Annotated in this window: 24 protein-coding genes; 11 read left to right on the top strand and 13 right to left on the bottom strand. The window is 64.9% G+C overall.

Going from position 1 to position 26,101, the window contains the following annotated elements:
• Window positions 1-172: 172 nt before the first annotated feature.
• The gene (locus tag FJ956_RS23290; RefSeq protein ID WP_140647666.1) at window positions 173-625 is read right to left on the bottom strand and encodes an Lrp/AsnC ligand binding domain-containing protein; all 453 of its coding nucleotides are present in this window, start codon (window positions 623-625) and stop codon (window positions 173-175) included.
• 164 nt (window positions 626-789) lie between these two features.
• Between FJ956_RS23290 and putA the strand changes: the two genes are divergently transcribed.
• Window positions 790-4,398: a bifunctional proline dehydrogenase/L-glutamate gamma-semialdehyde dehydrogenase PutA gene (gene putA / locus FJ956_RS23285; protein ID WP_140678115.1), complete on the top strand. Its 3,609-nt coding sequence runs from the start codon at window positions 790-792 to the stop codon at window positions 4,396-4,398.
• Between the two features lie 392 nt (window positions 4,399-4,790).
• On the opposite strand, the gene FJ956_RS23280 is transcribed toward putA, so the two are convergent.
• The 4 genes from FJ956_RS23280 to FJ956_RS23265 form a co-directional block, all read right to left on the bottom strand.
• The gene (locus FJ956_RS23280; protein ID WP_140678119.1) at window positions 4,791-5,105 is read right to left on the bottom strand and encodes an antibiotic biosynthesis monooxygenase; all 315 of its coding nucleotides are present in this window, start codon (window positions 5,103-5,105) and stop codon (window positions 4,791-4,793) included.
• 44 nt (window positions 5,106-5,149) lie between these two features.
• A complete protein-coding gene (locus FJ956_RS23275; RefSeq protein ID WP_140678121.1) occupies window positions 5,150-6,106 on the bottom strand; it encodes a TonB family protein in 957 nt (318 codons plus the stop codon).
• A gap of 128 nt (window positions 6,107-6,234) precedes the next feature.
• Complete coding sequence (locus FJ956_RS23270; RefSeq protein ID WP_140678123.1) at window positions 6,235-6,669, bottom strand: hypothetical protein; 435 nt, start codon at window positions 6,667-6,669, stop codon at window positions 6,235-6,237.
• Between the two features lie 7 nt (window positions 6,670-6,676).
• Window positions 6,677-8,806 (bottom strand): TonB-dependent hemoglobin/transferrin/lactoferrin family receptor, encoded by a 2,130-nt coding sequence (locus FJ956_RS23265; protein ID WP_140678125.1) that lies wholly within the window; start codon window positions 8,804-8,806, stop codon window positions 6,677-6,679.
• A gap of 288 nt (window positions 8,807-9,094) precedes the next feature.
• On the opposite strand from FJ956_RS23265, the gene hemP reads away from it, so the two are divergent.
• Genes hemP through FJ956_RS23240 form a run of 5 tightly spaced genes read left to right on the top strand, consistent with a single transcriptional unit; the run spans window position 9,095 to window position 13,221 of the window.
• Entirely contained in the window at window positions 9,095-9,301 is a 207-nt protein-coding gene (hemP, locus tag FJ956_RS23260; RefSeq protein ID WP_140678127.1) for a hemin uptake protein HemP, read from the top strand.
• Window positions 9,302-9,354: 53 nt separating this feature from the next.
• Entirely contained in the window at window positions 9,355-10,416 is a 1,062-nt protein-coding gene (locus FJ956_RS23255) for a hemin-degrading factor (RefSeq protein ID WP_140678130.1), read from the top strand.
• A gap of 11 nt (window positions 10,417-10,427) precedes the next feature.
• The gene (locus tag FJ956_RS23250) at window positions 10,428-11,321 is read left to right on the top strand and encodes a hemin ABC transporter substrate-binding protein (RefSeq protein WP_140678132.1); all 894 of its coding nucleotides are present in this window, start codon (window positions 10,428-10,430) and stop codon (window positions 11,319-11,321) included.
• Between the two features lie 6 nt (window positions 11,322-11,327).
• Window positions 11,328-12,425 carry an iron ABC transporter permease gene (locus tag FJ956_RS23245; RefSeq protein WP_140678134.1) on the top strand — a complete coding sequence of 366 codons (1,098 nt, stop codon included), beginning with the start codon at window positions 11,328-11,330 and terminating at the stop codon, window positions 12,423-12,425.
• Window positions 12,426-12,432: 7 nt separating this feature from the next.
• On the top strand, window positions 12,433-13,221 hold the full coding sequence (locus FJ956_RS23240; RefSeq protein ID WP_140678136.1) for a heme ABC transporter ATP-binding protein: 789 nt from the start codon (window positions 12,433-12,435) through the stop codon (window positions 13,219-13,221).
• Window positions 13,222-13,529: 308 nt separating this feature from the next.
• Here FJ956_RS23240 and rirA read toward each other — a convergent pair whose 3' ends face one another.
• Entirely contained in the window at window positions 13,530-13,991 is a 462-nt protein-coding gene (rirA, locus tag FJ956_RS23235) for an iron-responsive transcriptional regulator RirA (RefSeq protein WP_140678138.1), read from the bottom strand.
• 480 nt (window positions 13,992-14,471) lie between these two features.
• Here rirA and FJ956_RS23230 point away from each other — a divergent pair, with 480 nt between their 5' ends.
• From FJ956_RS23230 to FJ956_RS23220, 3 genes are all read left to right on the top strand, one after another.
• On the top strand, window positions 14,472-15,767 hold the full coding sequence (locus FJ956_RS23230; RefSeq protein WP_140678140.1) for a DUF445 domain-containing protein: 1,296 nt from the start codon (window positions 14,472-14,474) through the stop codon (window positions 15,765-15,767).
• A gap of 65 nt (window positions 15,768-15,832) precedes the next feature.
• A complete protein-coding gene (gene phaP, locus FJ956_RS23225; RefSeq protein ID WP_140678142.1) occupies window positions 15,833-16,261 on the top strand; it encodes a TIGR01841 family phasin in 429 nt (142 codons plus the stop codon).
• A 180-nt stretch (window positions 16,262-16,441) separates the two neighbouring features.
• Window positions 16,442-16,939 carry a MaoC family dehydratase gene (locus FJ956_RS23220; protein ID WP_140647679.1) on the top strand — a complete coding sequence of 166 codons (498 nt, stop codon included), beginning with the start codon at window positions 16,442-16,444 and terminating at the stop codon, window positions 16,937-16,939.
• A 156-nt stretch (window positions 16,940-17,095) separates the two neighbouring features.
• On the opposite strand, the gene FJ956_RS23215 is transcribed toward FJ956_RS23220, so the two are convergent.
• From FJ956_RS23215 to FJ956_RS23195, 4 genes are all read right to left on the bottom strand, one after another.
• Window positions 17,096-17,932 carry a DMT family transporter gene (locus tag FJ956_RS23215; RefSeq protein ID WP_140678145.1) on the bottom strand — a complete coding sequence of 279 codons (837 nt, stop codon included), beginning with the start codon at window positions 17,930-17,932 and terminating at the stop codon, window positions 17,096-17,098.
• On the bottom strand, window positions 17,929-18,510 hold the full coding sequence (locus tag FJ956_RS23210) for a TetR/AcrR family transcriptional regulator (RefSeq protein ID WP_140678147.1): 582 nt from the start codon (window positions 18,508-18,510) through the stop codon (window positions 17,929-17,931). Before FJ956_RS23210 ends, FJ956_RS23215 begins: the two co-directional genes overlap by 4 nt.
• Window positions 18,511-18,682: 172 nt before the next feature.
• A complete protein-coding gene (cml, locus tag FJ956_RS23205) occupies window positions 18,683-19,882 on the bottom strand; it encodes a CmlA/FloR family chloramphenicol efflux MFS transporter (RefSeq protein WP_140678149.1) in 1,200 nt (399 codons plus the stop codon).
• Window positions 19,883-20,285: 403 nt separating this feature from the next.
• Window positions 20,286-21,707: a PLP-dependent aminotransferase family protein gene (locus FJ956_RS23195; protein WP_140781989.1), complete on the bottom strand. Its 1,422-nt coding sequence runs from the start codon at window positions 21,705-21,707 to the stop codon at window positions 20,286-20,288.
• A 101-nt stretch (window positions 21,708-21,808) separates the two neighbouring features.
• Between FJ956_RS23195 and FJ956_RS23190 the strand changes: the two genes are divergently transcribed.
• Window positions 21,809-22,672: a DMT family transporter gene (locus FJ956_RS23190; protein ID WP_140678156.1), complete on the top strand. Its 864-nt coding sequence runs from the start codon at window positions 21,809-21,811 to the stop codon at window positions 22,670-22,672.
• Between the two features lie 4 nt (window positions 22,673-22,676).
• On the opposite strand, the gene FJ956_RS23185 is transcribed toward FJ956_RS23190, so the two are convergent.
• Genes FJ956_RS23185 through FJ956_RS23175 form a run of 3 tightly spaced genes read right to left on the bottom strand, consistent with a single transcriptional unit; the run spans window position 22,677 to window position 25,084 of the window.
• Entirely contained in the window at window positions 22,677-23,720 is a 1,044-nt protein-coding gene (locus FJ956_RS23185) for a zinc-dependent alcohol dehydrogenase family protein (protein WP_140678158.1), read from the bottom strand.
• Window positions 23,721-23,738: 18 nt separating this feature from the next.
• On the bottom strand, window positions 23,739-24,389 hold the full coding sequence (gene maiA, locus FJ956_RS23180) for a maleylacetoacetate isomerase (protein ID WP_140678160.1): 651 nt from the start codon (window positions 24,387-24,389) through the stop codon (window positions 23,739-23,741).
• Window positions 24,386-25,084: a fumarylacetoacetate hydrolase family protein gene (locus FJ956_RS23175; RefSeq protein ID WP_140678163.1), complete on the bottom strand. Its 699-nt coding sequence runs from the start codon at window positions 25,082-25,084 to the stop codon at window positions 24,386-24,388. The genes maiA and FJ956_RS23175 overlap by 4 nt, the downstream gene beginning before the upstream one ends.
• A 206-nt stretch (window positions 25,085-25,290) precedes the next feature.
• Between FJ956_RS23175 and FJ956_RS23170 the strand changes: the two genes are divergently transcribed.
• Window positions 25,291-25,974 (top strand): response regulator transcription factor, encoded by a 684-nt coding sequence (locus FJ956_RS23170; protein WP_140678165.1) that lies wholly within the window; start codon window positions 25,291-25,293, stop codon window positions 25,972-25,974.
• Window positions 25,975-26,101 lie beyond the last annotated feature (127 nt).

Here is a 26,101-nt window from a genome sequence, read left to right as displayed (position 1 = left end):
CATGGATTCTATGGTCTGCGCCGCGTCGCTTCGCTCCTTGCTCCGCCATAGAATGACGACGTTGGGGGGCGGCTTCAACCAATCCCCGGCGTTTGCGCTGATTTCACGGACATGAACTGAAAATCTTGCATCAAGGCAAACGGCAACCTCTCAAAATCCCTGTGTCGGGGAACTACCTGTCCTTCACCGTCTCCATCGCCACGAAGGTCGACGTCTGGGCGACATGGGGCAGGGCCGAGATGCGCTCGCCGAGCACCCGGCGATAGGCGGCGATGTCGGTGGTGCGGACCTTCAAGAGATAATCGAAGCTCGACGCCATCATGTGGCACTGCTCGATCTCCGCCACGCCCTGCACCGCGCGATTGAATGCGTCCAACGCCGCTGAGCGTGTGTCCGACAGTTTCACCTGGACGAAGGCGACATGGCCTTCGCCCATGCGCTCGCGGTCGATGACTGCGCGGTAGCCTCTGATATAGCCGTCCTTCTCCAACCGCTTCACGCGTGCCTGAACCGGTGTCTTCGACAGGCCGACCTTGCTTGCGAGTTCCGACATGGAAAGCCGGCCGTCGCGCCCAAGCGCGGCCAGGATGTTGCGGTCGATGCGGTCCAATTGGTCTTCAATCATTGATTTGGCAGTCAAAATGCTGGGAAGGGAGCCTATATGATAGATCGAATGGACTATCTTGTCGATTTCTTTGGACCGACTGAAACTCGTAGCTGTGTTAGCTTGCGCCATTCGGTCCGGCGACCGCCAGACCGCTCGCTCACGCTCGCTTTCATGGACCCGACATGCCGCTCGACGCCATCCGCCAGCAGATCCGCGCCAATTATTTGCCCGACGAAGACGAGGCGGTGAAGCGCCTATCGGCGACGGCGGGGCTTTCGGCGGAGGAGCGCAAGGCGATCTCGGCCCGCGCGGCCGATCTGGTGCGCGCGGTGCGCGGCTCGACCGATCCAAGGCTGATGGAGGTCTTCCTCTCGGCCTACGGCCTGTCGACCAAGGAAGGCGTGGCGCTGATGTGTCTGGCCGAAGCGTTGCTGCGAGTGCCCGATACCGAGACGATGGACGACCTCATCGCCGACAAGATCGCGCCGCATGACTGGTCGGCGCATTCGGGCGGCTCGAGCTCGATCTTCGTCAACGCCTCGACCTGGGCGCTGATGCTGACCGGCCGCGTGCTCGACGAAGGCGAGGGCGGCATAGAAGGCACGCTGCGCGCCATGGTGCGCAGGCTGGGCGAGCCGGTGATCCGCAAGGCGGTGGCCGCCGCCATGCGCGAGATGGGCGAGCAGTTCGTGCTCGGACGCACCATCGCCGAGGCGATCAAGCGCGGCCGGCCGATGACGCAGAAGGGCTATCTCTATTCCTTCGACATGCTGGGCGAGGCGGCCCGCACGCAAGCCGATGCGCTGCGCTACCACCGCGCCTATGCCGACGCCATCTCCTCGCTCGATTCCGGCTCCAACGGGCCCGACATCCGCTACAATCACGGCATATCGGTGAAGCTCTCGGCCCTGCACCCGCGCTACGAAGAGGCGCAGAAGGAAAAGATGCTGCCGGTGATGGCCGAGCAGCTTCTGTCGCTGGCGTTAGCGGCGCGGCATTCGCGCATGGGCCTCAACATCGACGCCGAGGAGGCCGACCGGCTCGATTTGTCGCTCGACGTCATCGAACGCGTGCTGGCCGAGCCGGAGCTCGCCGGATGGGACGGGTTCGGCGTCGTCGTCCAGGCCTACGGCCCGCGCGCGGCCTTCGCCATCGACTGGCTTTACGCGCTGGCGAAAAAATATGACCGCCGGATCATGGTGCGGCTGGTGAAGGGCGCCTACTGGGACACCGAGATCAAGCGGGCGCAGACGCTCGGCCTGTCCGGCTATCCAGTCTTCACCCGCAAGACCAACACCGACGTTTCGTATCTGGCCTGCGCGAAAAAGCTGCTGTCGATGACCGACCGCATCTACCCGCAGTTCGCCACGCACAACGCGCACACGGTTGCCGCCATCCTGTCGATGGCGAAGGACCGCGACAGCTTCGAGTTCCAGCGCCTGCACGGCATGGGCGAGGCGCTGCACGAGACGGTGCGCCAGGCCGAAGGCACGCGCTGCCGCATCTATGCGCCGGTCGGCGCGCATTCCGACCTGCTTGCCTATCTGGTGCGGCGTCTGCTGGAAAACGGCGCCAACTCCTCCTTCGTCCACCAGTTGACCGACGAGGAAGTCGAGCCGGAGGAGATCGCGCGCGACCCGCTCGAGGCCGTAGAGAAACAGGGTCTCGCCGCCAATCCGGCCATCGCTCGTCCCGCCGCGATTTTTGGTGCCGGACGCCGCAATTCCAGGGGCTTCGACATCACCGATCCGGTGACGCTTGCGGCCATCGACAAGGCGAGGGCGGAATTCGCCGGAACGGACCGCTGGCACGCCAAGCCGGTCACGCGTGCCGCCGGCTACGGCAAGCCGCGCCAGATCGTCAATCCGGCAAAGCCCGACGAGGTCGTCGGCACCGTGCATGAGGCGGCGGCCAAACAGGTGGCGACCGCCGTGCGCATCGCCGTCGACGCGCAACCCGCCTGGGCGAAGCGCCCGGTTGCCGAGCGCGCCGCGATCCTCAACCGCGCCGCCGACCTCTACGAAGCCAATGCCGCCGAGTTCTTCGCTCTCGCCACACGCGAGGCCGGCAAGTCGCTGGCCGACGGGGTGGCCGAGCTGCGCGAGGCGGTCGACTTCCTGCGCTACTATGCGGCCGAGGCGGTGAATGCCGAAGCGGGCACGCAAGCGTGCGGCGCGATCGTCTGTATCTCGCCGTGGAATTTTCCGCTGGCGATCTTCACCGGCCAGATCGCGGCAGCACTTGTCACTGGCAATTCGGTCGTCGCCAAGCCGGCCGAGCAGACGCCGCTGATCGCTTTCCGCGCCGTGGAAATGCTGCGCGAGGCCGGCGTGCCGGAAGATGTCATTCAACTTTTGCCGGGCGATGGCGCCTCGGTCGGCGCACCGCTCACCGCCGATCCGCGCATCGCCGGGGTCTGCTTCACCGGCTCGACCGAGGTTGCCAAGCTGATCGAAAAGCAGCTGGCCGAAACCGCGGCGCCCGATGCCATGCTGATCGCCGAGACCGGCGGCTTGAATGCGATGATCGTCGATTCCACCGCGCTGCCTGAGCAAGCGGTGCGCGACATTCTCGCCTCGGCCTTCCAGAGCGCCGGCCAGCGCTGCTCGGCGCTGCGCGTGCTCTACGTCCAGAAGGACGTCGAGAAGAAGATGCTGGAGATGCTGAAAGGCGCGATGGAAGCGCTCACTATCGGCAATCCCTGGGCCATCTCGACCGATGTCGGCCCGGTCATCGACGATGAGGCGCAAGCTTCGATCAGCGACTATTGCAAGAAGAAAGGGCTGGAAGGCCGGCTGATCGCGAAATTGGAAGCGCCGGCAACGGGCCGTTTCGTCGCGCCGCATGTCTTCCGCGTCAAAGGCATAGAGGAAATGGAGCGCGAGGTGTTCGGCCCGGTGCTGCATGTCGCGACCTTCGATGCCGACGAGATCGACGCGGTGATCGCCGCCATCAACCGCAAGGGCTACGGCCTGACCTTCGGCCTGCACACCCGCATCGAGGGCCGCGTGCAGCATTTCGTCGACGGCATCCATGCCGGCAACATCTATGTCAACCGCAACCAGATCGGCGCCGTCGTCGGCTCGCAGCCCTTCGGCGGCGAGGGGCTTTCGGGCACCGGCCCGAAGGCCGGCGGGCCGCATTACCTGCGCCGTTTCCGCAAGGGGCCGGAGGCTGGCACCGAGCTTGGCGAGGGTCACAAGGTGACGGCGACAGAGCTTGCCGACAATCTGCCGGATCCGACGCTCGGCGGCTGGTCGACGCGGCCGGACCGCGTGGCGATCCTGAGGAAGCATCTGCGTGGCAAGGGCGCGGCGGCAATCGCCGCCGCGGCAAGCCTCGATTTCGGCCAGGTGGACCTGCCCGGACCGACCGGCGAGGCCAACACGCTGTCGCTGGCCCCGCGCGGCCGGGTGCTGTGCCTCGGCCCGGATGCCGAGACGCTGCTTTCCCAGACGATCCAGGCGCTCGCGGCCGGCAACGCTGTGCTGGCGGTGGCGCCGGGCGCGCCGGCGGCGCTGTCGGTGCTGACCGGCAAGGGCCTGCCGCTGGCGGCCATCGACGGCCGGCCCGATCCGGTCGAGGCGCGTTCGCTGCGCGTCGATGTCGTCGCCTTCTCCGGCACGCCGGAGGCGGCGCGGGTCGTGCGCAAGGTGATTGCCGAGCGCACCGGGCCGATCGTGCCCCTGGTCAGCGAGGTGCTCAACCCGGCCGCTTATGCGCATGAGCGCGCGGTCTGCGTCGACACCACGGCGGCGGGAGGCAACGCCAGCCTGCTGGCGGCAGCATAGTTCCCAAGCATGGCGATTTTGGCCAGTCGGCTATCTCTGCGTAAGCAGTTACATGCCTTGGCGATTGGCCGGAACGCTCATCGCGATCGTCATCCACGAGCGGAGCAAGGAGCGAAGCGACGCGTAGACCCGAGGATCCATTCCGTTACATATGAGCGGTGCAGCGGTGCAGAATTCTGCTCCGCTGCACCCTTCGATAAAGGTCACGGAATGGATCCTCGGGTCTCCGCGACGCCGCTTCGCGGCTGCTTCGCCCGTGGATGATGAGGTTGAGGAGGCTTCAGCCAATCCCCAGCGTTTGCGCTAATTTCACTGACCCGCCGACAACTTTGAGAATCCCTGTGTCGAGGAACTAGCTGGCGCGAAACAATCTCGTTGGTCGCAGGCCTGTCTTATGCGCCTTCGACGACCGAAAAGCCCTCGAACTGCGGATGGCCGAGATAGTGCACCTTCGAGCCGCCGGCATTGCGGTGGGCGGCGCGGAAATTCTCCGACTTCGTCCAGGCGACGAAATCCTCCTGGCTTGCCCAGACGGTGTGTGAGGCAAACAGCGTATAGCCCTCGGTCTCGTTGACCGGGCCGCGGAGCAGGTGGAACTCCCTGAAACCCTGCATTTCGGAAAGGCTGGAATCGCGGTTCTTCCAGACGTCCTCGAAGGCTCCTTCCGAGCCGTTCTGGACCTTGAAGCGGTTCATGGCGATGTACATTGGCTTCCTTTCGAAATGGACGAATTCTTAGGATGGCGAAGGTTTTAAAAAGGGCCGATCCGCGCCTTGAATACCCAACTTGATTTTCCTGTCTCGGGTGGAATGGGAGGGAACGGTGCCTGCTTGCGCACCAGCGTCAAAGCGAACTGATCGAGCTCGGCGGACCCTGAACTCTCGGCGAGCTGCAGGTCGCTGACGCTGCCGTCGGCCGCGACGACGAAAACCACCCTGGCATTGTTGCGAGCCTTGGCCTGGATCGATTTCGAAACGCGACGGTTGGCGCGGGCAAGCTTCTTCTGGATTTCACCGCTGTAGCGGGATTCGAGCGCATTCCCGGCGGCCTGTTTCTTGCCCTTGCTGGCGATGACTGGCGCATCGCGTGTATCGCCATCCGCCGTGCCGCTCGGTTCAACGGTTTCACTTGGCCCCGCCGATCCGGCTGGCGCGCTCGATGTCGTGCTCGGGACCGGCGATTGCTCAGGCTCGGCAGGGGCCGCTTGTGTGCTTTGCGGCTCGATCGCGGGCGTCGGCTTGCTGTCCGTGGGGACGCTCCGATCATCCTGGCGCGGCGTGGCGGCCGCCAGGATATCCGGGGCCGGCTCCTTGACGGCTTCCGGCGGAGGCTGAGGCGTCACCTGTTCACTTGCCGGCTGCGGCGCCCCGGCCGGCGGAGCGGGCTGGACAGCATGGCGTTTTGCCGGTTGCGGATCCGGCACCAGGGTAACATCCACCGCGCCGGACGCCTGGTCATCCAAGGCGCTGCCGATGACGTTGGCGCCGGACTGGTCGGCGCCCTCGGCCCTGATCGCGTCCGCAGGATCGAATGTCCCCGCGGGTGCGATCAGAAACGCCGCCGCGGCGGCGCCATGGAGCAGGCCGGAGGCGATGATCGCCACCGTCCATCCGCGGTCTCCCGCGGATTGCCGCGTCCGCATGAGTGGCTCGGCCGGCTTGATCGCCAGTTCACTGCCTGCATCGGAAGGGTGATCGATATCCTGCATGTCTCGCGCCGAGACCTGCCGCACGTGACAAGGAATTGTCAAATCAAGATCGGTTGCCGGCCATGGCGGCGGACCGGATGCAGGCCACGCCATTGCGTCAAACGGGAAGGCCGGATGCAGTCCCACCCCTATACGCCGAAAGCGATGGCGGTCTTGGTCGAGGTCTTCAGGCCGCGCATGCAGGCCGCCGGCTCGACGCCGGTGCATTCGGTCGCGCTGTTGATCAGCACGCGGCTGAGCTTGCCGCAGTCGGCGCCGGCAAGGTCGAAGCGCGTGACCTTGGTCTTGCCGGCCGGCAGGTCCTTGAAATCGAGCACGGTGAGGCGGTCGACGACGCCGGCCTCGTTGAACAGCGCGATCTCGAAAGCCGCCTTGGACAGGTCGGCGCCGAGCGCATTGTTGACGACGAAAGTCAGCCGGCAGCCCTTGTCCGAAGGCTGTGCCGCATTGAGCTCCAGGTTCAGGGCCGGAGCCGGCGCGGACTGGGCCCACGCCGGCACCATCGCAAGCGACATCGCAAACGTCGAGGTCAGCAGACAAAGGGATGCCGTCAAGCGTTTCATGTCTTCCTCAACCTCCAAAGCGCATGGTTGCCGCCAGCTTCAGCGTGACGCCGGGTTCGTAGAGGACGGCGGTCGTGCTTCCGTTGAGCGGGTTGGTGTATTTGACGTCGAACAGATTGTCGGCGCGGAAGTCGAGCTTGAGATTGTCCGTCGCCTGGTAGCTGGCGAAGGCGTTGACCAGTGTGAAGTCCTTGGCCACCGGATTGCCCTTGGGCTTGCCATTGTACTGCACTTCGCCGCCGACGGTCAGCTTGTCCTCGAGGAAGCGCAGGCCGAGCTGGGCCGTCACCTGCGAGGAGGGGACGGTGGCGAGGTCCGCGCGCTCGCCTTCATAGGAGATGGTGTGGCCATTGATGATGGAAGCCGAGAGGCCCGCATAACCCCAGCCTGCGTCGTAGACGCTTTCCAGCTCGAAGCCGTTGATCTTGGCCTTGGCGAAGTTCTGGTACTGGAAGCAGATCGGAATGCCGGGACCGAACGGGCAGCCGCTGGTCGGATCGAAGGGCGAGAGCGTCACGCCGTCGATGTAGTCGTCGACATTGTTGTTGAAGTAGGCAGCCTTGAGCCGCAGCGCGTCGCCGCCCTCGATGATGTCGTTCTGCTTGTAGTTGACGCCGAACTCGATCGTCTTGCCGGTCTCGGGCTTCAGGTTCGGGTTGGGCAGGAACGGGAAGCTGACGCCGGCCGGATGGTTGCCGCTGATCAACGTCTCGGTCAGCGAGGGCGAACGATAGCCTTCCGCATAGGTGCCGTAGAACTGCAGGCCGGCCAGGCCGGCGCTTTCGAAGGGCGAGACGCCGATGGTGATGCGCGGCGATACCCGGTCGCCGGAGGTCTCATTCGTGTCGTCCTTCAGGCTGTAATTGTCGTAGCGCAGGCCGCCAATGACCTCGAGCCACTCCCAGGTCAGCTTGTCCTGGATATAGGCGCCGGAGACGTTGCGCTTGCCCGACGGCGTGTAGAAGCTGTCGCCGCCGGCCGTGCCCCCGGTCTCGACATCGTCGCCGACCCAGTCGCCGCCATAGGTCAATTCATGGGCGACGTTCGCCGTCTCGAAGCGCGACGTGTTCCAAATGTCGATGCCGGTCGTGCCGACGTCGAAAGTGGACAGCGAGCCGGCCGGCAGCACCACGGGCAGGCCGGTGGTCGGGTCGAAGCGGTTCTGCGCGGTGAGCGTCGTCAGGTCGAGAACTGTCTTGTTGTATGAAGCGTTGATGTGGAGGTCGAGCCAGCTCTTGGCATCGTCGGTGATGTTGTAGCGGGCCGTGAAGGTGTTCGACTTCAGATCGACGTCATTGGCCGGCACGCCGCCGCTGGTTTCCGTCCATCCGTCGCTCGAGCCGACCCAGCCGAGCTTCAATTCGCTGTTCTCGGTCGGGCGTATGGTGGTCTTGAGCAGGCCGCTCAACACGTCGAAACCGGTGCCCGCAACGGTGTCGCCGCCGCCGTTCTTGTAGTTGCCATAGTCCCGATAGACGATGTTGCCCAGAACGTCCCAGTTCTCGTTCATCCGGTAGGCGCCGGTGGCACTGGTGGTCCAGCCCTTGCCGTTGCTTTCATAGCGCCCGGTCAATGATCCGGCCCAGGTCTCTTCGGGCTTGAGGAAATCGGCCGCGTCCTTGGTGTCGAAGAAGACGACGCCGCCGATGGCGCCGGAACCGTAGGTGTTGGCGACCGGGCCGCGGATGACGTCGACCGACTTGATGAGCTCGGGATCGACATAGAAGGTCGACTGCGTGCCGTGGTCCGAGCGCTGGAAGTCCTGCCGGGCGCCGTCGACGATCACCGCGACGCGGCCGAAATCCTGCAAGCCGCGGATGTTGATGCTGGAACTGACGCGGCGTGCGTCGGCCTGCACGGCGACGCCGGGCACGCCGAGCAGCATTTCGTTGGGCGTGGTCGCCATGCGGCGGTCGAGCTGCTCCTGGTCGACATGGCTGGCCGAGGCCAGCGACTGGATCGCGGTTTCGCCGGTGCGGCTGATGACGAGGATCTTGTCGAGCAGGGTTCCTTCGGCCGCGGCCTTGTCGTCAGGCTTCTTTTTCTGATCGGCCTGCTGCTGGTCGGCCGCGGGCTGCCCAGCCTGCTGCGCTTTGGCGGCGGGCGCGCCAAGCGCGATCGCCGCAGAACCGGCCATCAATATCGCCACCGCCCGCGCCAACGATCGGAAGCCCGGGCCCGCGCTGTCGCCCGCCAGGCCCGTCCGTCCCCAAGTCACCAACCCCATGCCCCAACTCCAGATTCAGGCTCACAGCTGGCTGGCCAGTGGCTCGCTCGCATTTTTGATCACATCCGGCGTCTTAAATGTTGACTCATTTAGTCCGGTAATGCACTGACTAGTAAACATGACTATTCGAGTCAAGAATTTAATCGGCATTTTATGAGGCTGCGGCCAAGGTGGCCGTCAGAGGAAAGGACCGACCCGATGAACACGCACAATCCCAACGATTTCCGCTATCGCGTCCGCCGCCCGGAGGACACGCAGATGCGTTACGAAAGGATGCCGTTGGCGGTGAGGACGCTCTCCAGCAACACGCTTTTCCAGGGCGAGCACGAGATCGGCATCGAGCATCACGGGGCGCTTTACCGCCTGAAGATCACCCGCCAGGGCAAGCTGATCCTCAACAAGTGATCGTAATCGGCGGGCGGTAGACGAGCAGACATCAGGCAATACAGGTGGACGAAATGGACCAGCGCGTTAAGCCGTCGCCGGCGGAAATCCGGCGGGCGCGAGAAGAAAATCCGAAAATGCGGGAGCGCGATCTCTCGGCGCAATTGGGTATTTCGGAAGCGGAGCTGGTCGCGGCGCATTGCGGCGTCGGCACCGTCCGCGTCGAGCCGCGCGTCAACGATCTTTTGACCGGCCTCGAGGCGGTCGGCGAGGTGATGGCGCTGACCCGAAACGAAAGCGCCGTGCATGAAAAGATCGGCGTCTACGACAAGGTCGTCACCGGCAACCACAACGCCATGGTGCTTGGCGAGAACATCGACCTGCGCATCTTCCCGAAGGTCTGGGCGCATGGCTTTGCCGTGGAGAAACGCGACGACGGCGAGATCCGCCGCAGCCTGCAGTTCTTCGACGCAGCGGGCGAGGCGGTGCACAAGGTACATCTTAGGCCCGCATCCAATCTCTATGCCTACCAGAAACTGGTGGCGAGTCTCGAATCGTCGGATCAGGAACCGACCGTCGCGATCCTCTCAAGCGCGGCGGAAGGAGAGGGTGAGGGGCAGGGCTCGGTTGCCTCGATCGACGACCTGCGCGACCGCTGGAGCCGGCTCACCGACGTGCATCAGTTCTTCGGCATGCTGAAGACGCTGAAGCTCAGCCGCCGCGAGGCGGTGCGCATGGTGGGCCAGGACTATGCCTGGCTGCTCGACAGCGACGCGGTGAGCGCCATGTTCCATCACGCGGCGGCAGGCGAGATGCCGATCATGTGCTTCGTGGGCAACCGCGGCTGCATCCAGATCCATTCCGGCCCGATCAAGTCGGTCACGCCGATGGGCCCGTGGATCAACGTGCTCGACGAGACCTTCCATCTGCATCTGAGGACCGACCACATCCACGAAGTATGGGCGGTGCGGAAGCCTACCAAGGACGGCCATGTCACCTCGCTGGAGGCCTATGACGCCAATGGCGACATGATCATCCAGTTCTTCGGCAAGCGTCATGAAGGCGAAGGCGAGCGGGAAGACTGGCGTTTTCTCGCCGAGAACCTGCCCCGCATTCCCAATCCGACCGCTGCATGAGGTAGCACCCAATGCGCTTTGTTCTCAGTTTCCGCGCGGCGCTTGCGCCGACGCTCGGTGTCCTGCTTGCCGTCGCCATGCAGCCAGCCAGGGCGGAAGAAGGCACGACCGTCTTTTCGGACACCTCGCGGATCGCCTCCATAGGCGGCTCGATCACCGAGATCGTCTACGCGTTCGGCGAGGAAGGCCGTCTCGTGGCCCGCGATTCGACCAGCAACTATCCCGAGGCGGCGGCGAAGCTGCCGGATGTCGGTTACATGCGCGCGCTCTCGCCCGAGGGCGTCCTGTCGGTCAATCCGACCGGAATCCTGGCGCTGCACGGCAGCGGTCCGAAAGAAGCAGTCGACGTGCTGAAGAAGTCGAGCGTGCCCTTCATCGAGGTGCCGGACCACTACAATCATGAGGGCATCCTCGAAAAGATCCGCATCGTCGGCAAGGCGCTGGGGGTCGAGGCGAAGGCAGAAAAGCTCGCCGCGGAGACGGATGCGAAGCTGACGGCGGCTGAAAAGCAGACGGCCTCGATCAATGAGCGCAAGCGCGTGCTGTTCGTGCTGTCGACGCAGGGCGGCAAGATCCTTGCCGCGGGCAGCGACACGGCGGCCGACGGCATCATCAGGCTGGCCGGCGCCGTCAACGCGGTCGAGGGCTTTTCCGGCTACAAAGGGATGACCGACGAGGCGATCGTCAGCGCCAGGCCGGATGTCATCCTGACGATGAAGGGCGGCGGACCGCAGATCTCGGAAGAGGAGCTGTTCGCCAACCCTGCCGTCGCTTCGACGCCGGCGGGCACGAGCCGCAAGATGATCAGCATGGGGGGCGGCTATCTGCTCGGCTTCGGCCCGCGCACGGCGGAAGCCATCCACGATCTTGCCGTCTCGCTCTATGGCAATCAGGTCACGGACTGAGCGGCGATGGCCGAACAGTCGATTGCCGGCGCGGGCAGGGTGATGGCGGCCGATGGCGACCGCTCGGCCCGGGCAAGGCTTGTCATCCTGCTCTTGTGCCTGGCGCTCGTGCTCTGCGTGTTCCTGTCATTGACGTCGGGCGCCTCCGACGCGTCCGCCGTCCGCGTCATCCGCGACTGGTTCACGGGCGCCATGCCTGCCGACGCGGCGCTTGCGGCGCGCGACCAGTTGATCGTCTACGACATCCGCATGCCGCGCGTGCTGCTCGGCGTGCTGATCGGCGCGGCGCTCGCCGCCTGCGGCGCGGTGATGCAGGGGCTGTTCCGCAATCCGCTTGCCGATCCGGGCCTGATCGGTGTCTCCGCCGGCTCCAGCCTCGGCGCGGTGGCGATCATCGTGCTCGGCACCACATGGCTTGCGCCCGTCACGCTTGCGTTGGGCACGCTCGCCCTGCCGCTGGCGGCCTTCTTCGGCGGGCTCGCGGTGACGTTGCTGCTTTATGCCATCGCCACGCGCCAGGGGCGGACGTCAGTCGCCACGATGCTGCTTGCCGGCATCGCCATCAGCGCGCTTGCCATGGCGCTCACCGGCATCCTCATCTTCATGGCCGACGACCGGCAGCTGCGCGACCTGACCTTTTGGCAGCTCGGCTCGCTTGCCGGCGCGACATGGCCGAAGATCGGCACCGTGGGGCCGGTGATCGTGCTGGCGCTATCGGCGATGCCATTCCTGTCGCGCGGCCTCAACGCGCTGGCGCTGGGCGAGGCGACCGCGGGCCACCTCGGCATTCCGGTGCAGCGGCTGAAATACACGGCCATTGTCGCTGTGTCGGCGGCGGTCGGCGCCTCGGTGGCGGTCAGCGGCGGCATCGGCTTCATCGGCATCGTCGTGCCGCATGTCCTGCGGCTGGCGATTGGCCCGGACAACCGATATTTGCTGCCGGCTTCCGCTCTGCTCGGCGCCTCGCTGCTTCTGCTTGCCGACGCGGTCGCGCGCACCATCGTCGCGCCGGCCGAGCTGCCGATCGGCATCGTCACGGCGGTTGCCGGCGCGCCGTTCTTCTTGTGGATTCTGCTGCGCAAGCGCGGCGTGATCGATTTGTGAGCTTGCCATGATCGAAGCGCACGGCATCTCGGTGGCGATCAGCGGCAAGCGCATCGTCTCGCATGTCGATTTCGCCGCACGGCCCGGCGAGGTCTCGGCCATCGTCGGACCGAACGGGTCGGGCAAGACGACCTTGCTCAAGGCGCTGACCGGCGAGCTCGCCTATACCGGCACCGTCACGCTCAACGGCCGCGATCTGTCCGCCATGAAGCCGGTCGAGGCAGCCACGCTGCGCGCGGTGCTGCCACAGGCCACGACGCTGTCCTTCCCGTTCACCGTGCACGAGATCGTTCGCCTCGGCCTGATCGGCGGGCGCTCCGGGGTGCTGCCCGGCGAGGATGCGCGTTTGCCCGAGCGGGCGCTGGCGCGTGTCGACCTCGACGGCTTTGCCGGCCGCTTCTACCAGGAGCTTTCCGGCGGCGAGCAGCAGCGGGTGCAGCTTGCCCGCGTGCTCTGCCAGGTCTGGGCGCCGGTGCTCGAGGGCAGGCCGCGTTATCTGTTCCTCGACGAGCCTGTCTCCAGCCTCGACGTCAAGCACCAGCTCATCATCATGAACATCGCGCGCGACTTCGCCCGGCGCGGCGGCGGCGTGGTGGCGATCCTGCACGATCTCAACCTGACGGCCATGTATGCCGACCGGATTTTCGTGCTCTCTCGCGGCCAGCTGGCCGCCGCCGGCTCGCCGACGGACGTGCTGACAGACGAACTGATCGAAAAGGTGTTCGACTGCAGGCTGAAGGTCGGCGCGCTGCCTGCCGCGAACATGCCGTTCGTGCTGCCGCAGTCGGTCGCTTAGGTCTGGCGGCGAACTTCGTCATCCACGGGCGGAGCGGGAGCGAAGCGGACGCGGAGACCCGAGGATCCATTCCGTTACATCAAACAAGAATGCAGCGGTCCAGAACGAGTGCTGGCGCCAACGCGGCCAGTTCTGCATCGCTGCGGCGCTCGAACGTCACGGAATGGATTCTAGGGTCTGCGCTGCGTCGCTGCGCTCCTTGCTCCGCCCTAGAATGACGAAGCCGTGGGTGGCGCCCCACCCGGGAGGCGTCGCACCAGGGAAGGCGTGGGGTGGCAGCCCCCGAGAACCAAGCCGCTAGGGCTCGATCACGCCGCCGGGGCGCGCCGCTCCAGGAGGTCGATGCCGAGCAGGCTGCGCACATTCGGGCGCGCCGCGACGAGATCGGCGATCGTGTAGCGGGAAAGCACGGCGAAGAAGGCGTTGAGCGCCTCGCGCAGCGCCGAATTCAGGGCGCAGCTGTCGACCAGCGGGCATTCGGCGGCGTCGTTCTCGAAGCATTCGGCCATGGCAAAGCTCTCTTCGGTGACGCGCACGACATCGAAAAGATTGATCTGCTCCGCCGCACGGCCGAGCCGCACCCCGCCGTTGCGGCCGCGCACGGTTTCGACCAAGCCGGCCTCGACCAGCGGCTGCAGGATCTTGAACAGGAACAGCTCCGACACCGAATAGGCGGCGGCGATCTCGGGGATGCGGCTCAGCCTGTCGGTATTTGCGGCGCAATACATCAGGATGCGCATCGCATAGTTGGTCTGGCGCGTGAGCCGCATGGTATCCTCGCGAAATATTAGCTTGGGCCGAATATGGCCCATAGTTTGGAACAATTCCAGACTGGACCGGTACATAGCTGAATAATCGTGTCAACTTTTTGTGCAAGCCGGCGCGGATGGCTGCCCGATATGGCTCCTGCGCCCACCCCATCGTCATTCTAGGGCGGAGCAGGAGCGAAGCTCCGTCGCGAAGACCCTAGAATCCATGCCGTTACCTTTACCAAGGCGTGCAACGGAGCAGAATTCTGCACCGCAGCAACGCTTCGAAGTCACGGAATGGATTCTATGGTCTGCGCTTCGTCGCTTCGCTCCTTGCTCCGCCATAGAATGACGACGTTGGGAGGCTTCAGCCAATCCCAAGCGGTTGCGCTGATTTCACGGAAATGAATAGAGAATCTTACACCAAGACAAACGGCAACCTTCAAAATCCCTGTGTCGGGGAACTAGATAAGCCGGGGTGCAACAGGGAAACGGCCTTCCATGTCACAATCAACTCCGGCTTTCGCGCCGGTTCGATTCGACGCCGATGCCAAGGCGAAGCTATCGGCGTTGCGGCGGACCAAGTTCGTCGCCGCCGCGGCGCTTGCGCTGTGCATCCTCGTCTTCGCGCTCGCCAAGTCCTTCGAGGGCAGTCATCCGTGGCTCGGCTTCGTCGCGGCCTTCGCCGAGGCGGCGACGATCGGCGGGCTCGCCGACTGGTATGCCGTGGTGGCGCTGTTCCGGCGGCCGCTCGGGCTGCCGATCCCGCATACGGCCATCATTCCGGAGAACCAGCACCGGATCGCCGACAATCTCGGCCGCTTCATCGAGGCCAATTTCCTGGCGCCGGAGCCGGTGCGCGAAAAGCTCGCCGAGGTCGACTTCGCCGCCCTGGTCGCCGACTGGCTGGCCGATGCCGAGCGCGCAGCCGGCCTGTCGCGGTTCGTCGCCCGGCTGGTGCCGCAGACATTGACGGCGGTGGAGCAGTCCGGCCTGCGCGACTTCGTCACCAGCCGCATGCTGGAGCAGATCGAAAAGGTCCCGCTGGCGCCGCTCGCGGCGGATCTTTTGTCGGCGCTGACCGACGATCGCCGCCACCAGAAGCTGTTCGACGAGTTCACAAGGGTGATCGGACGTTTCCTCAACGACGAACAGGCGCTCGAGACGATGCGCGAAAAGATCCGCGAGGAACTGCCTTCGCTGTTCAACCTGTTTCGCGCCGATGCCTATCTCTTGAAGAAGATCGTCGCTTCGGCGGGTTCGCTGCTCGATGAGGTCAGGGCCGATCCAGATCACCCCATGCGCGCCGAATTCGACCGCTTTGCGCTCGGCTTCATCGAGCGGCTCAGGACCTCGAAGCAATATGCAAGGCGCGCCGAGAAGCTGAAGCGCGATTTTCTCGGCCGCCCGGAGGTGAGGGCGCTGGCCGGCGATGCATGGACAAGCCTGCGCCTGTTCATCGAGCAGGACGTCAATGCGCCGAATTCGACGATCCGCGAGCACCTCGCCAACATGTTCGTCGAGGCCGGCAGGCATCTCGCCGACGACGCCCAGATCAGGGCCGACATGAACCAGGGCTTTGTCGTGGCGCTGTCTTCGTTCGTGGAAAGCCAGAAGAGCGGCGTGTCGACATTCGTCGCCGACCAGGTCAAGCGCTGGGACCTGGCGCAGCTGACGCGGCTGATCGAGATGAATATCGGCAAGGACCTGCAATATATCCGCTTCAACGGCATGATCATCGGCGGGCTTGCCGGGCTGGCGCTCCATGCGGCGGAGCGGCTGTTTCTCGTCAATTGACGCTGGCCCAAGGCGCACTATTCTCCTTCGGGGACGCCGCAAGCGCGGCAAACGGGAGGCAGGGCATGGCAAGACAACCGGAATCCTATTCGTTCCTCGACATGTTCAGCAGGTTCGGCCGCGACCTCAAGCTGCCGAATGTCGATGTCCAGGCGATCCTCGATCATCATCGCAAGAATCTCGAAGCCCTGGAAAAATCGGCAAGGGCGGGTGCGGCAGGGGCATCCTCGGTGCTGGCGAGGCAGCATGAGATGGTGCAGAATGCCATGCACGAGATCACGCGGATGGCGCAGAATTACCAGACGCCCGGCAATCCGCAGGACCTGATGACCAGGCAGGCTGAATTTGCCCGCAGGTCGTTCGAGACGACGCTGAAGAATGCCAGCGAAGTGGCTGGCCTTGTGCGCGAATCCAGCACCGAATCGGTCGAGATCCTGCGCGAGCGGATCAGGGATGCGATGGCGGAGATTCGCGCCGGTTACGAAAAGAAATAGCCTGTCCGGCGGTTTCGGACCCACCAGCGACCGATATGCGATGCAACCGGCCCAGCCGCCCGAGCGTTCCCGGCTTGCCGCAAAGCATCAACTCTACCGGCGAAAATCTAGGGCGCGGCGAATTGACAGAGGCCGCCGCTTCATGGTCGGGAGACAGGCAAGAGTGATGGGAAAGCCGGAATGACGGAAGCACGGCCGAGAACGCCGCCGACCTTCGAACAGTTGCGCACTATGTCCGGGCAGGAACTCGGCGTGTCCGACTGGACGACGGTCGACCAGCAGCGCATCGACCAGTTCGCCGAATGCACGGGCGACCATCAGTGGATCCATGTCGATCCCGAAAGGGCGAAACGGCAGAGCCCGTTCCGCACCACGATCGCGCATGGCTACCTGACTTTGTCGATCATCGGCGCGCTGGCGCTGGAGATGGGCATCGTACCGGAAAACACCCAGGCCGCCTTCAACTACGGCTTCGACAAGGTGCGCTTCCTGGCGCCGGTAAAAGCCGGCGCGCGCATCAGGCTGCGCACCACGCTGCTTTCCATGGAGGACCGCGGTCCCGGCCAGTATCTGATGAAGGCGGCCAACACCGTCGAGATCGAGGGCGAGCAGAAGCCGGCGCTGACAGCCGAGACGCTGGTGATGATGTATGAGCGCCGCAAGCGGGCAGGGGCTTAGAGGCCGCTTGGAAATTCTACTCCGGCGGACATCTGGTGGCGTTTTCTGCGCTTCCGGTGCTCACGGACGCGGGGTCCGCTCCGCTCCGCTCCGGTACTCGAAACCGCCACCATATGACTCGCCAGAGCGAATTTCGAAACAGCCTCTCGGCCGTAGTCACCCTTTATAGCCGAGGCAGATCGCGCCTAGCGCGACAACGCCGCAAGCCGCAATACGCCTCGGCGTGAGGGTCTCTCCCAGAAACAGCCGCCCGATCAGCGCCGCGAAAACCACGCTCGTCTCGCGTATGGCCGTAATCGGACCGGCCGGCCCGAGCGCGAAGGCCGCGACCACGGCGCCATAGGCAACCAAGGCGAAAATCCCGCCGCCGAGCGCCTTCAGCGCATCGGGCGAACGAAAGTCAACGGTGAGCTTGCCGCGGCAGATGATGAAGGTGACCGGCAGCAGCACGCCGTAGACCAACAGCACCCAAGCCGTGTAGGCGCCAGAGCTTCCCGCCGATCGGACACCGATGGCATCGACCGTCGCATAGGCGGCGATGATCGTGCCGGTCGCCAGGGCACATAGGATTGATGTCGTTGCCGCGCGCCCTTTGCCAAGCGAAAGGCTCATGATGCCAAGCGCGGCGAGAACGACGCCAAGCGACTGATGCCAGCTCAGACGCTCGCCCGCCAGAACGAAACCGCCTAGCGCCACCAGAAGCGGCACCGAGCCGCGAACGATCGGGTAGACCTGTCCCAATTCGCCATATCGATAGGCTGCCACCAGAAAGAGGCTGTAGCCGATCTGAAGGCAGGCCGAGAGCATGACATACGGCCAGGCCGCCGCCGCCGGAAGGGGATTGAAGATCGCCAGCGGTATGGCGGCGATCGTCGCCGAAAAGCTCATGACCGTGACGGTCCAGAGCCTGTCGCTGCCGGTTCGCAAGAAGGCATTCCAGCTGGCGTGCAGAATCGCGGCGAACAATGCCAGGCTGATGACTGTCGCGCTCATTGCGGTCTCTCCCGCGTGGCGAGAATGGCCATTGCCGCACTGCGGGCATCGCGAATGGCGGCGTCGGGCCGGCCCATCCGGGCCATTAGAGTCGCGCCTTCAAGCAGCATCAGCAGGGCGGCCGAAACGCTTTCCGCCGCGTCGGCGGGCATCATCTCTTCGAGGATCAGCCGCATGCGCCGCTTCAGGCCGCTCTTTTGTCTGACGGCGGCCTGGAACACCGGGTGCGCCGGATCGCCGAACTCGGCCAGGGCATGCGCGAACAGGCAACCGTGGAAATCGGCGCCGTGGAACCAGCGCCCGTACCAGTCGAAGATTGTGCCGATCTTCTGTTCGGGCGTGGCCGCCTGTTCGGCAAGGCGGTCGAGCTGGCGATTGAACCGCTCTGCACGGTAGGCCAGGACCTCGACCATCAAATCGTCCTTGCTGGGGAAGTGACGATACATGGTCATCTTGGCCACATCGGCTTCGGCGATGATGCGGTCGATGCCAGTGGCGTGAAAGCCCACGCGCTTGAACAGCCCGTAAGCGGTTTCAACGATGTGCTGGCGCTTGTCGGTCCTAGTCGGGTCGGTCATGGCACGTGATTGATGATGAGACAGGTCTGTCTCTTTATACGTGGAGGACAAATACGTGTCAATTGCCGGCTACTCGTCGGAAGGCCAAGCAAGCAAGGGCGAGAAATACGCGCAGCGGCGGTAGGCGGAGACGCCTTGGCATGCGAGGCTTCTCCGCCTGTGTGGCCTTGGATCAGGCTGCTTCCGCTCGTTTGAGCGATACGCCGAGCGCGGCGAGCGTGATCGCCGCCATCAGCGAGCAATAACCGGTCAGCGGCCATGCCGTGTCGCCATCCAGAATGATGATGAACAGCGTGCCCGCCGCGGAAACGATCACGCTCTGCAGGCAGAAATAGAGCGCGACGGCCGTGCCGGCGGTCTCGGCGAACGGCGCCAGCGCGCCGTTGGCCGTGACCGACGCGGTGAGGACGATGCCGATGGCGATGATCCACATCGGCATGACGAAGCTCGCGAAGGATGGCTCGGCGAACAACTGTCCTGCAGCCAGCAGGGCAGCACCCAGGAGAAGCATCGCCATGCCGCGCCTGACGCTGCCTTCGATGCCCCAGCGCGCGACGACGCTTTTGGCGAAGCGGGTGGCGATGATCATCACCAGCGCCGCGCTGGCGAAGGCCAGGCTGAAGCCGATCTGGGAAAAGCCGGCCTTGCCGATGAGCACTCTGGGCGCCGTCGAAAAGAACACGAAGAACGAGCCCATGGCGGTGGCGAAGGCCAGCGTGTAGGTCCAGAAGCCGAAGCTGCACAGGATCGGCCCGAAACCAGCGCGGGCAGGGCCATGGGTCAGCGGGCGCGTTTCGCGCCATCTTGGCCAGGCGTTGAGCGTGGCGGCCACGGCAAGAATGCCGAGCGCGACGAAGATCGCCCGCCAGCCGAAACTATTGGCGATCAAAGCCCCGGCGATCGGTCCCAGCGCCGGCACGAAGGACAGTAGCGAGCCGAGCGTGCCATAGATGACCGCGCCTTCCGGCCTTTGTCCATAGACGTCGCGGACGGTGGCGAAGACAGCGACCAGCATGGCCGAGGCGCTCAGGGCCTGCACGATGCGAAGGGCAAGGAAGACTGGTGCAAGCGACGTGACGGCGAGCAGGAAGGAGGCGGCTGCGAACGACAGGGCGCCGCCGATCAGCACCGGGCGCCGACCGATCCTGTCGGAGATCGGTCCGAAAGCAAGCTGGCCGAGCCCCAGACAGATCATGTAGAGGCTGAGCGTCAGCTGCACCACGGCCGTCGAGGCGCCGAGCGCGCCCGGCATGATCGGCACGACGGGCAAGTAGATATCCATGGCGAGGGAGGCCAGGACCTCGAAGGGAGACAAAAGCAGCAAGGCTGCTGGCATGGACAAGGTCCATGTCGGCTGGTTCGGAGAAGACATGAGGAAAGTTCCGCTCAAATGATGACATTCGGCGGCGATCTGCTTGAGTCTTTTCTGACGCAATTCCGGACGGAAGGCTACGGCTGAGGGCCGAGCCTAACCGCTTTACACTTTTCCCGGAATTGCTCGCGGAAATGACGGGACAGACTGCCGCAACAACGAAGCGCTGTTGCGGCTTACTTGTCTGCTGACTTGCTGGATCCCATGGCCGTCGGTCCCGGTGACGATGCGCATGCCCGCTGGCATGCGTGCTCGCGGTTTCACTACCAGCCGAAGACCGCTCGGGCAACCGACGGTCGCGCTAGAGCGCTTCATCGTTTCACGGAAACGCCGAAGCGCTCTATCTCTTTGTTTTTACGCAATTCCGGGCGGAAAACCGCTACACACTTTTCCGGGAATTGCTCTACGCCGCCATGCGGCGGGATGCCGCGACCGCCCTTTCCAGGGCGAGGAAAATGCGCTCGTCGGCGCACTGGGCCACGTTGAAGCGCATGAAGCGGCCGGCGGTGTGCGATAGGCTGAAGGCGTTGCCGGGCGCCAGCACGACATTATCCGAGAGCGCATGGCGGGCGACGTCGGCCGCGTCGATGCCGTCGGGCAGGCGGCACCACAGGAACATGCCGGCAGGCTGGTCGATCCAGGGCACGATGCCCGTCGCCTTCAGTCGGCCGGCGGTCTCGTCCATGGCGCGCGACAGGCGGGTGCGCAACTGTTCGACATGCTTGCGGTAGCTGCCGTCCTTCAAAAGGCTCAGCACCAGCTCCGAGGACAGCCGGGTGCCGCCGAATGTCGTGGCGATCTTGAGATCGGTCAGGCCTTCCATCCAGTCGGGTGGCGCCGCGATGAAGCCGCAGCGCACCGAGGCCGACAGCGTCTTGGAGAAGGAGCCGATCTGGACGACGCGCTGAAGCCCGTCGAAGGCCGCCAGCCTTGGGGCAGGGCTGTGCTCGAAGTCGGCGAAGATATCGTCCTCGACAATGGTGAGGTCCGCCTGGTCGGCGAGCTTCAGGAGCCGATGCGCGGTGACAGGCGACAGGATCGCGCCGGTCGGATTGTGGATGCCGGAATTGGTGATGTAGAGGCGCGGGCTGTGCTCGGCGAGCGCCTCGGCGAAGAGCTCGATATCCGGACCCGAAGGCGTGTAGGGCACGCCGATCACCTTGGCCTGGTGGGCGCGCAACAGGGCGTGGAAGTTGAAATAGCAGGGATCGTCGACCAGCACCGCGTCGCCGGGCTCGATCAGGAAACGGCACAGAAGGTCGATCGACTGGGTGCCGCAATCGGTCAGCATGACCTGGTCGGGCGAGGCTTCGACACCGTGCTCGGCCATGCGCCGCGCCAGCAACTGGCGAAGCGGCGGCAGCCCAAGCGGCGTGCCGTAGTCCGCAAGCGCGACGTCGTCCGCGCGGGCCGCGGTCCTCAGTGCCCGGCGCAAGGCGGCCTGCGGCATCCAGGACGCGGGCAGCCAGCCGCAGCCGGGCTTCAGCATCTCCTCGCCCGCTTCGAGCGATTGCCTCGACACCCACAGCGGATCGACGGCCCGGTCAAGCTTGGGACCAATCTCGGCAAGCGACAGCGGCGCGAGCTGGCCGGCGGCGTAGAAACCCGAGCCCGGCCGCGAACGGATCGCGCCTTCCGCCGCTAGCCGCTCATAGGCTTCGACCACCGTCGATTTCGACACCTGCAAGGATTTGGCGAGAGCCCGGATCGACGGCAGGCGCGCGCCGGGCGTCAGTGTGCGTGCCGCGATGCGATGGCGGATCGTCGCCATCACGCTTTCGACGAGCGTGCGCGAGCCGTCGATTTCCAGAGGGGTATCCGCCATCCGTACTGCCCGAAGTACCATTACAGTTTTGTGGAATTGTACCCCATTGTCTCTGGTAACGCCATGACCTGCCTCGTACGGAAACGCAAACGGAGCAGATGATGGAAAAGAGTTTTGACGGCTGGCTCAGCGGCTTCATCGGGGTGCTGATCTTCAGCGGGTCGCTGCCGGCGACGCGGGTGGCGGTGATGGATTTCGATCCGACCTTCCTGACGGCGGCCAGGGCGGCAATCGCAGGTCTGCTCGGGATTGCGATGCTGCTGCTGTTCCGCGAGAAGCGTCCGGAGCGCAGCGACCTGATCTCGCTCGTCGTCGTCGCGCTGGGTGTCGTGGTCGGCTTCCCGTTGCTGACGGCGCTGGCGCTGAAGCATGTCACCTCGGCGCATTCGATCATCTTTGTCGGCCTGCTGCCGCTGGCGACCGCGATCTTCGGCGTGCTGCGCGGCGGCGATCGTCCGCGCCCGGCTTTCTGGCTGTTCTCGTGCCTGGGCAGCGCGCTCGTCGCGGGTTTTGCCCTGTCGCAAGGCTTGACTGCCTCGCCGGTCGGTGACGGCCTCATGCTCGGCGCCATCATCGTCTGCGGGCTGGGCTACGCCGAAGGGGCAAAGCTGTCGCGCAAGCTCGGCGGCTGGCAGGTGATATGCTGGGCGCTGGCGCTGCCGCTGCCGGTCATGCTGGCGCTGAGCTTCGCGACGCTGCCGCCGTCTTTCGCCGCCATTGGTTCGGGCGCCTGGATCGGCCTCGGCTATGTCTCGCTGTTCAGCATGCTGATCGGTTTCATCTTCTGGTATCGCGGCCTGGCGCAAGGCGGCATCGCCGCCGTCGGGCAGTTGCAATTGCTGCAGCCCTTCTTCGGCCTGGCGCTGGCGGCGAGCCTGCTGCACGAAAAGGTCAGCCCGATGATGGTGGTCGTCACGCTCGGCGTGGTGGCCTGCGTGTTCGGCGCGAAGAAGTTTGCAAGGTAGGCGCCTACTGAAACTTCGTCACCACCCCGATGCCGATACCCTCGAAGCCGCCCATCGCCATCAGCGCGGCGGGCGCTTCCTCGAGGCTGATCCTCTTGCCGACCAGCAGCTCAGGCTTGAGCTTGCCGGTGCGGATCATCTCCATCATCGCGGAGTAGCGGTAGGCCTGCATGCCGTGGCTGCCGAGGATTTCGAGCTCGAAGGCGATGACCTTGTCCATCGGCACCTGCGGGCGGGCATGCTCGCCCAGCATCAGCCCGACCTGAACGTGGCGGCCGCGCCGGCGCAGGTTCGAGATCGAGTTGAAGGACGTGGTAGGGTGGCCGAGCGCGTCCATCGACATATGCGCGCCGCCATTGGTGATCTGCTTGACGGCTTTGACGACGTTCGGCGTCGTCGAGGCGTTGATGGTCGCCACCGCGCCGATCTTTTTGGCGAACTCCAGCTTCTCGTCGGTGAGGTCGATGGCGATCACATTGGCGCCCATGGCGCTGGCGATCATGATCGCCGAGAGGCCGACGCCGCCGCAGCCATGCACCGCCACCCATTCGCCGGGCGTCACCCGGCCCTGGTCGACGATGGCGCGGAAGGAGGTGACGAAGCGGCAGCCAAGGCTGGCGGCGGTGGCGAACTCCATCTCCTCGGGCAGGCGCACCAGATTGGTATCGGCGTGCTCTATGCCGACATATTCGGCGAACGAGCCCCAGCCGGTGAAGCCCGGCTGCGTCTGATGCTCGCAGACCTGATGGTTGCCCGACGTGCATTCGAAGCAGCGCCCGCAACCGACGGCGAAGGGGACCGTGACGCGGTCGCCGGCCTTCCAGCGGCCGACCTGCTTGCCGGCGGCGACGACGACGCCGGCCAGTTCATGGCCGGGAACGTGCGGCAGCGTGATGCCGTCATCATGGCCCATCCAGCCATGCCAGTCGCTGCGGCAAAGACCCGTGGCCTCGACCTTTATGACCACGCCGTCCGGGGCGGGCTTCGGATCGGGAACGGTCTGGATCGTCGGCGCCTCGCCGAATTTCTCAAAGACGACAGCTTTCATGGGGAGTCCTTCAGTTTGTTATTCGGCATCGATCTGGTTCTGCGGTGCAGCCTTCTGGAACGCCGGCAGCGCCATGCAGGCGGCGTTGATGCGCGCGATCACCGGATAGGGGGCCATGTCGACGCCGAAACGGGCATTGTTGGTCACCTGGGCGGCGAGGCAGATGTCGGCCAGGCCCGGCGTGTCGCCATGGCAGAACGCGCCGGTCTCGGGCGAGGAGGTGAGAATCTTTTCAAGCGGCTGGAAACCTTCGTTCACCCAGTGCCGGAACCAGTTGACGACGTCCTCGTCACCGGCCCCGAACAAAGTGCGCAGTGAGGTCAGCACGCGCAGATTGTTCACGGGGTGGATGTCGCAGGCGATCATCTGCGCCAGCATCCGCACCTGTGCCCGGCCCAGCGCATCCTTCGGCAGCAGCGGCGGCTCCGGCTGGATCTCGTCGATATATTCGATGATCGCCAGCGACTGGGTCAAAAGCGTGCCGCCGTCCAGCACCAGCGCCGGCACCAGGCCTTGCGGGTTGACCGCGAGATAGGCGGGCTCGAGATGCTCGCCGTGGCGCAGATGATGCGGCACATAGGTGTAGTCCAGCCCCTTCATCTCCAGCGCGATCCGCACCCGGTAGGAGGTGGAGGATCGATAGTAATTGTGAAGGACGAGGTCGCTCATCGCCTCGGCTGCCCGATGGTCACCGCGATCTCGCCGATGCCGTCGACGCCGCCGGTGATCCTGTCGCCCGCCTGGACCGCCCCGACGCCGGCCGGCGTGCCGGTGAAGATCAGGTCGCCGGGCCGAAGCTCGACCGCCTCGCTGCAGATCGAGACGATGTCGGCGATCGGCCAGATCAGCTCGGCAAGGTCGCCGTCCTGTTTCACTGCGCCGTTGACGGCAAGCCAGATACGGCCTTTTTCCGGATGTCCCGTTTTCGCGGCTGGAACCAGCGGGCCGCAAGGCGCGGACTGATCGAATGCCTTCGACCAGTCCCATGGGCGGGCTGCTTTCTTCGCCTGATCCTGCAGGTCGCGGCGGGTGAGGTCGACGCCGACGCCATAGCCCCAGACATGGGCGAGCGCATCCGCGCGGGGTACGTGAAGGCCTCCCTCGCCGATGGCGACGACCAGCTCGATCTCATGGTGCAGGTTCGAGGTCAGCGGCGGGTAGGGGATCTCGGCGCCGCTGTCGACCACCGCGTCGGCCGGCTTGGTGAAGAAGAAGGGCGGGTCGCGCTCGTCATTGCCGAGCTCGCGCGCATGCGCGGCGTAGTTGCGGCCGACGCAGAAGACGCGGCGCACGGCAAACCGCTCCGCCGAGCCCGCGACGGCAACCGAAGCAATCGCCGGTGGCGGAAGGACGAATTCTGGCATGATTTTTCTCTGTGTTGGCATGAATCGTCCGCACCTTCGGCCGATTTCCACCGGCCGGCAAGACTCGGGCGTCCCCTGCACATCGGCCTGTCGTTTCAGTGACAATGCGCTGTACCATTGGGCGTGTACTATTTGCCAATAATCTGGCCATGATCACGGGACTATCCTGTGCCGGCTGAAACCGAACCGATGCCTGAACCCGTGCAATGACCTCCGTCAGCGATCGCGCCCGCTTCCTGATCATCGACGACCACCCGCTGTTTCGCGAGGCGCTGCACAGCGCCGTGCAGATGGCCTATCCGGACGTCGACACGGTCGAGGCGCGCTCGATCGCGGAAGCGATCGAGCTTCTTGCCGACGCCAAGCCGTTCGACCTCGCGCTGCTCGATTTGAGCATGCCCGGCGTGCATGGCTTCGAGGGGCTGTTGCAGCTGAGGACCCGTTATCCGCGGCTGCCTGTGGTGATCGTGTCGGGCTATGAGGAGCCGAAGATCATCTCCGAGGCGCTGTCCTACGGCGCCGCCGGCTTCATCCCGAAATCGGCCCGCAAGAGCGATCTCGCCGCCGCCATCCGCTCGGTGATGGATGGCGCGGTCTATGTGCCGGAAAATTACGAGGGCCAGCCGCCCGATCCCGACAGCACCGACCGCGCCGACATGGTACAGCGCCTGGCCAGGCTGACGCCGCAGCAGCTAAGGGTGCTGCAGATGCTGAGACAAGGCATGCTCAACAAGCAGATCGCCTACGAGCTGCAGGTGGGCGAGACGACGGTGAAGGCGCATGTCTCGGAGATCCTGCGCAAGCTCAACGTCTACAGCCGCACGCAAGCGGTGATCGAGGTGTCGAAGCTCGACAATGCGGAGCTGTTTCGCGACCAGGCGGGGTTTTGAACGCCGGCTGAAAAGTGCGCTGTTACGATAATTCGGGATTGGCCGAAAGACGGCTCATCTACAGCATATCTACACAGATCAACTTCGCTGAGCGCCGATCTACGCCGGCAAAGGCTGAGACCAACGA

This window comes from Mesorhizobium sp. B2-4-3, assembly GCF_006442815.1.
GTDB lineage: Bacteria > Pseudomonadota > Alphaproteobacteria > Rhizobiales > Rhizobiaceae > Mesorhizobium.
This window is presented reverse-complemented; position numbering and strand designations above follow the sequence as displayed.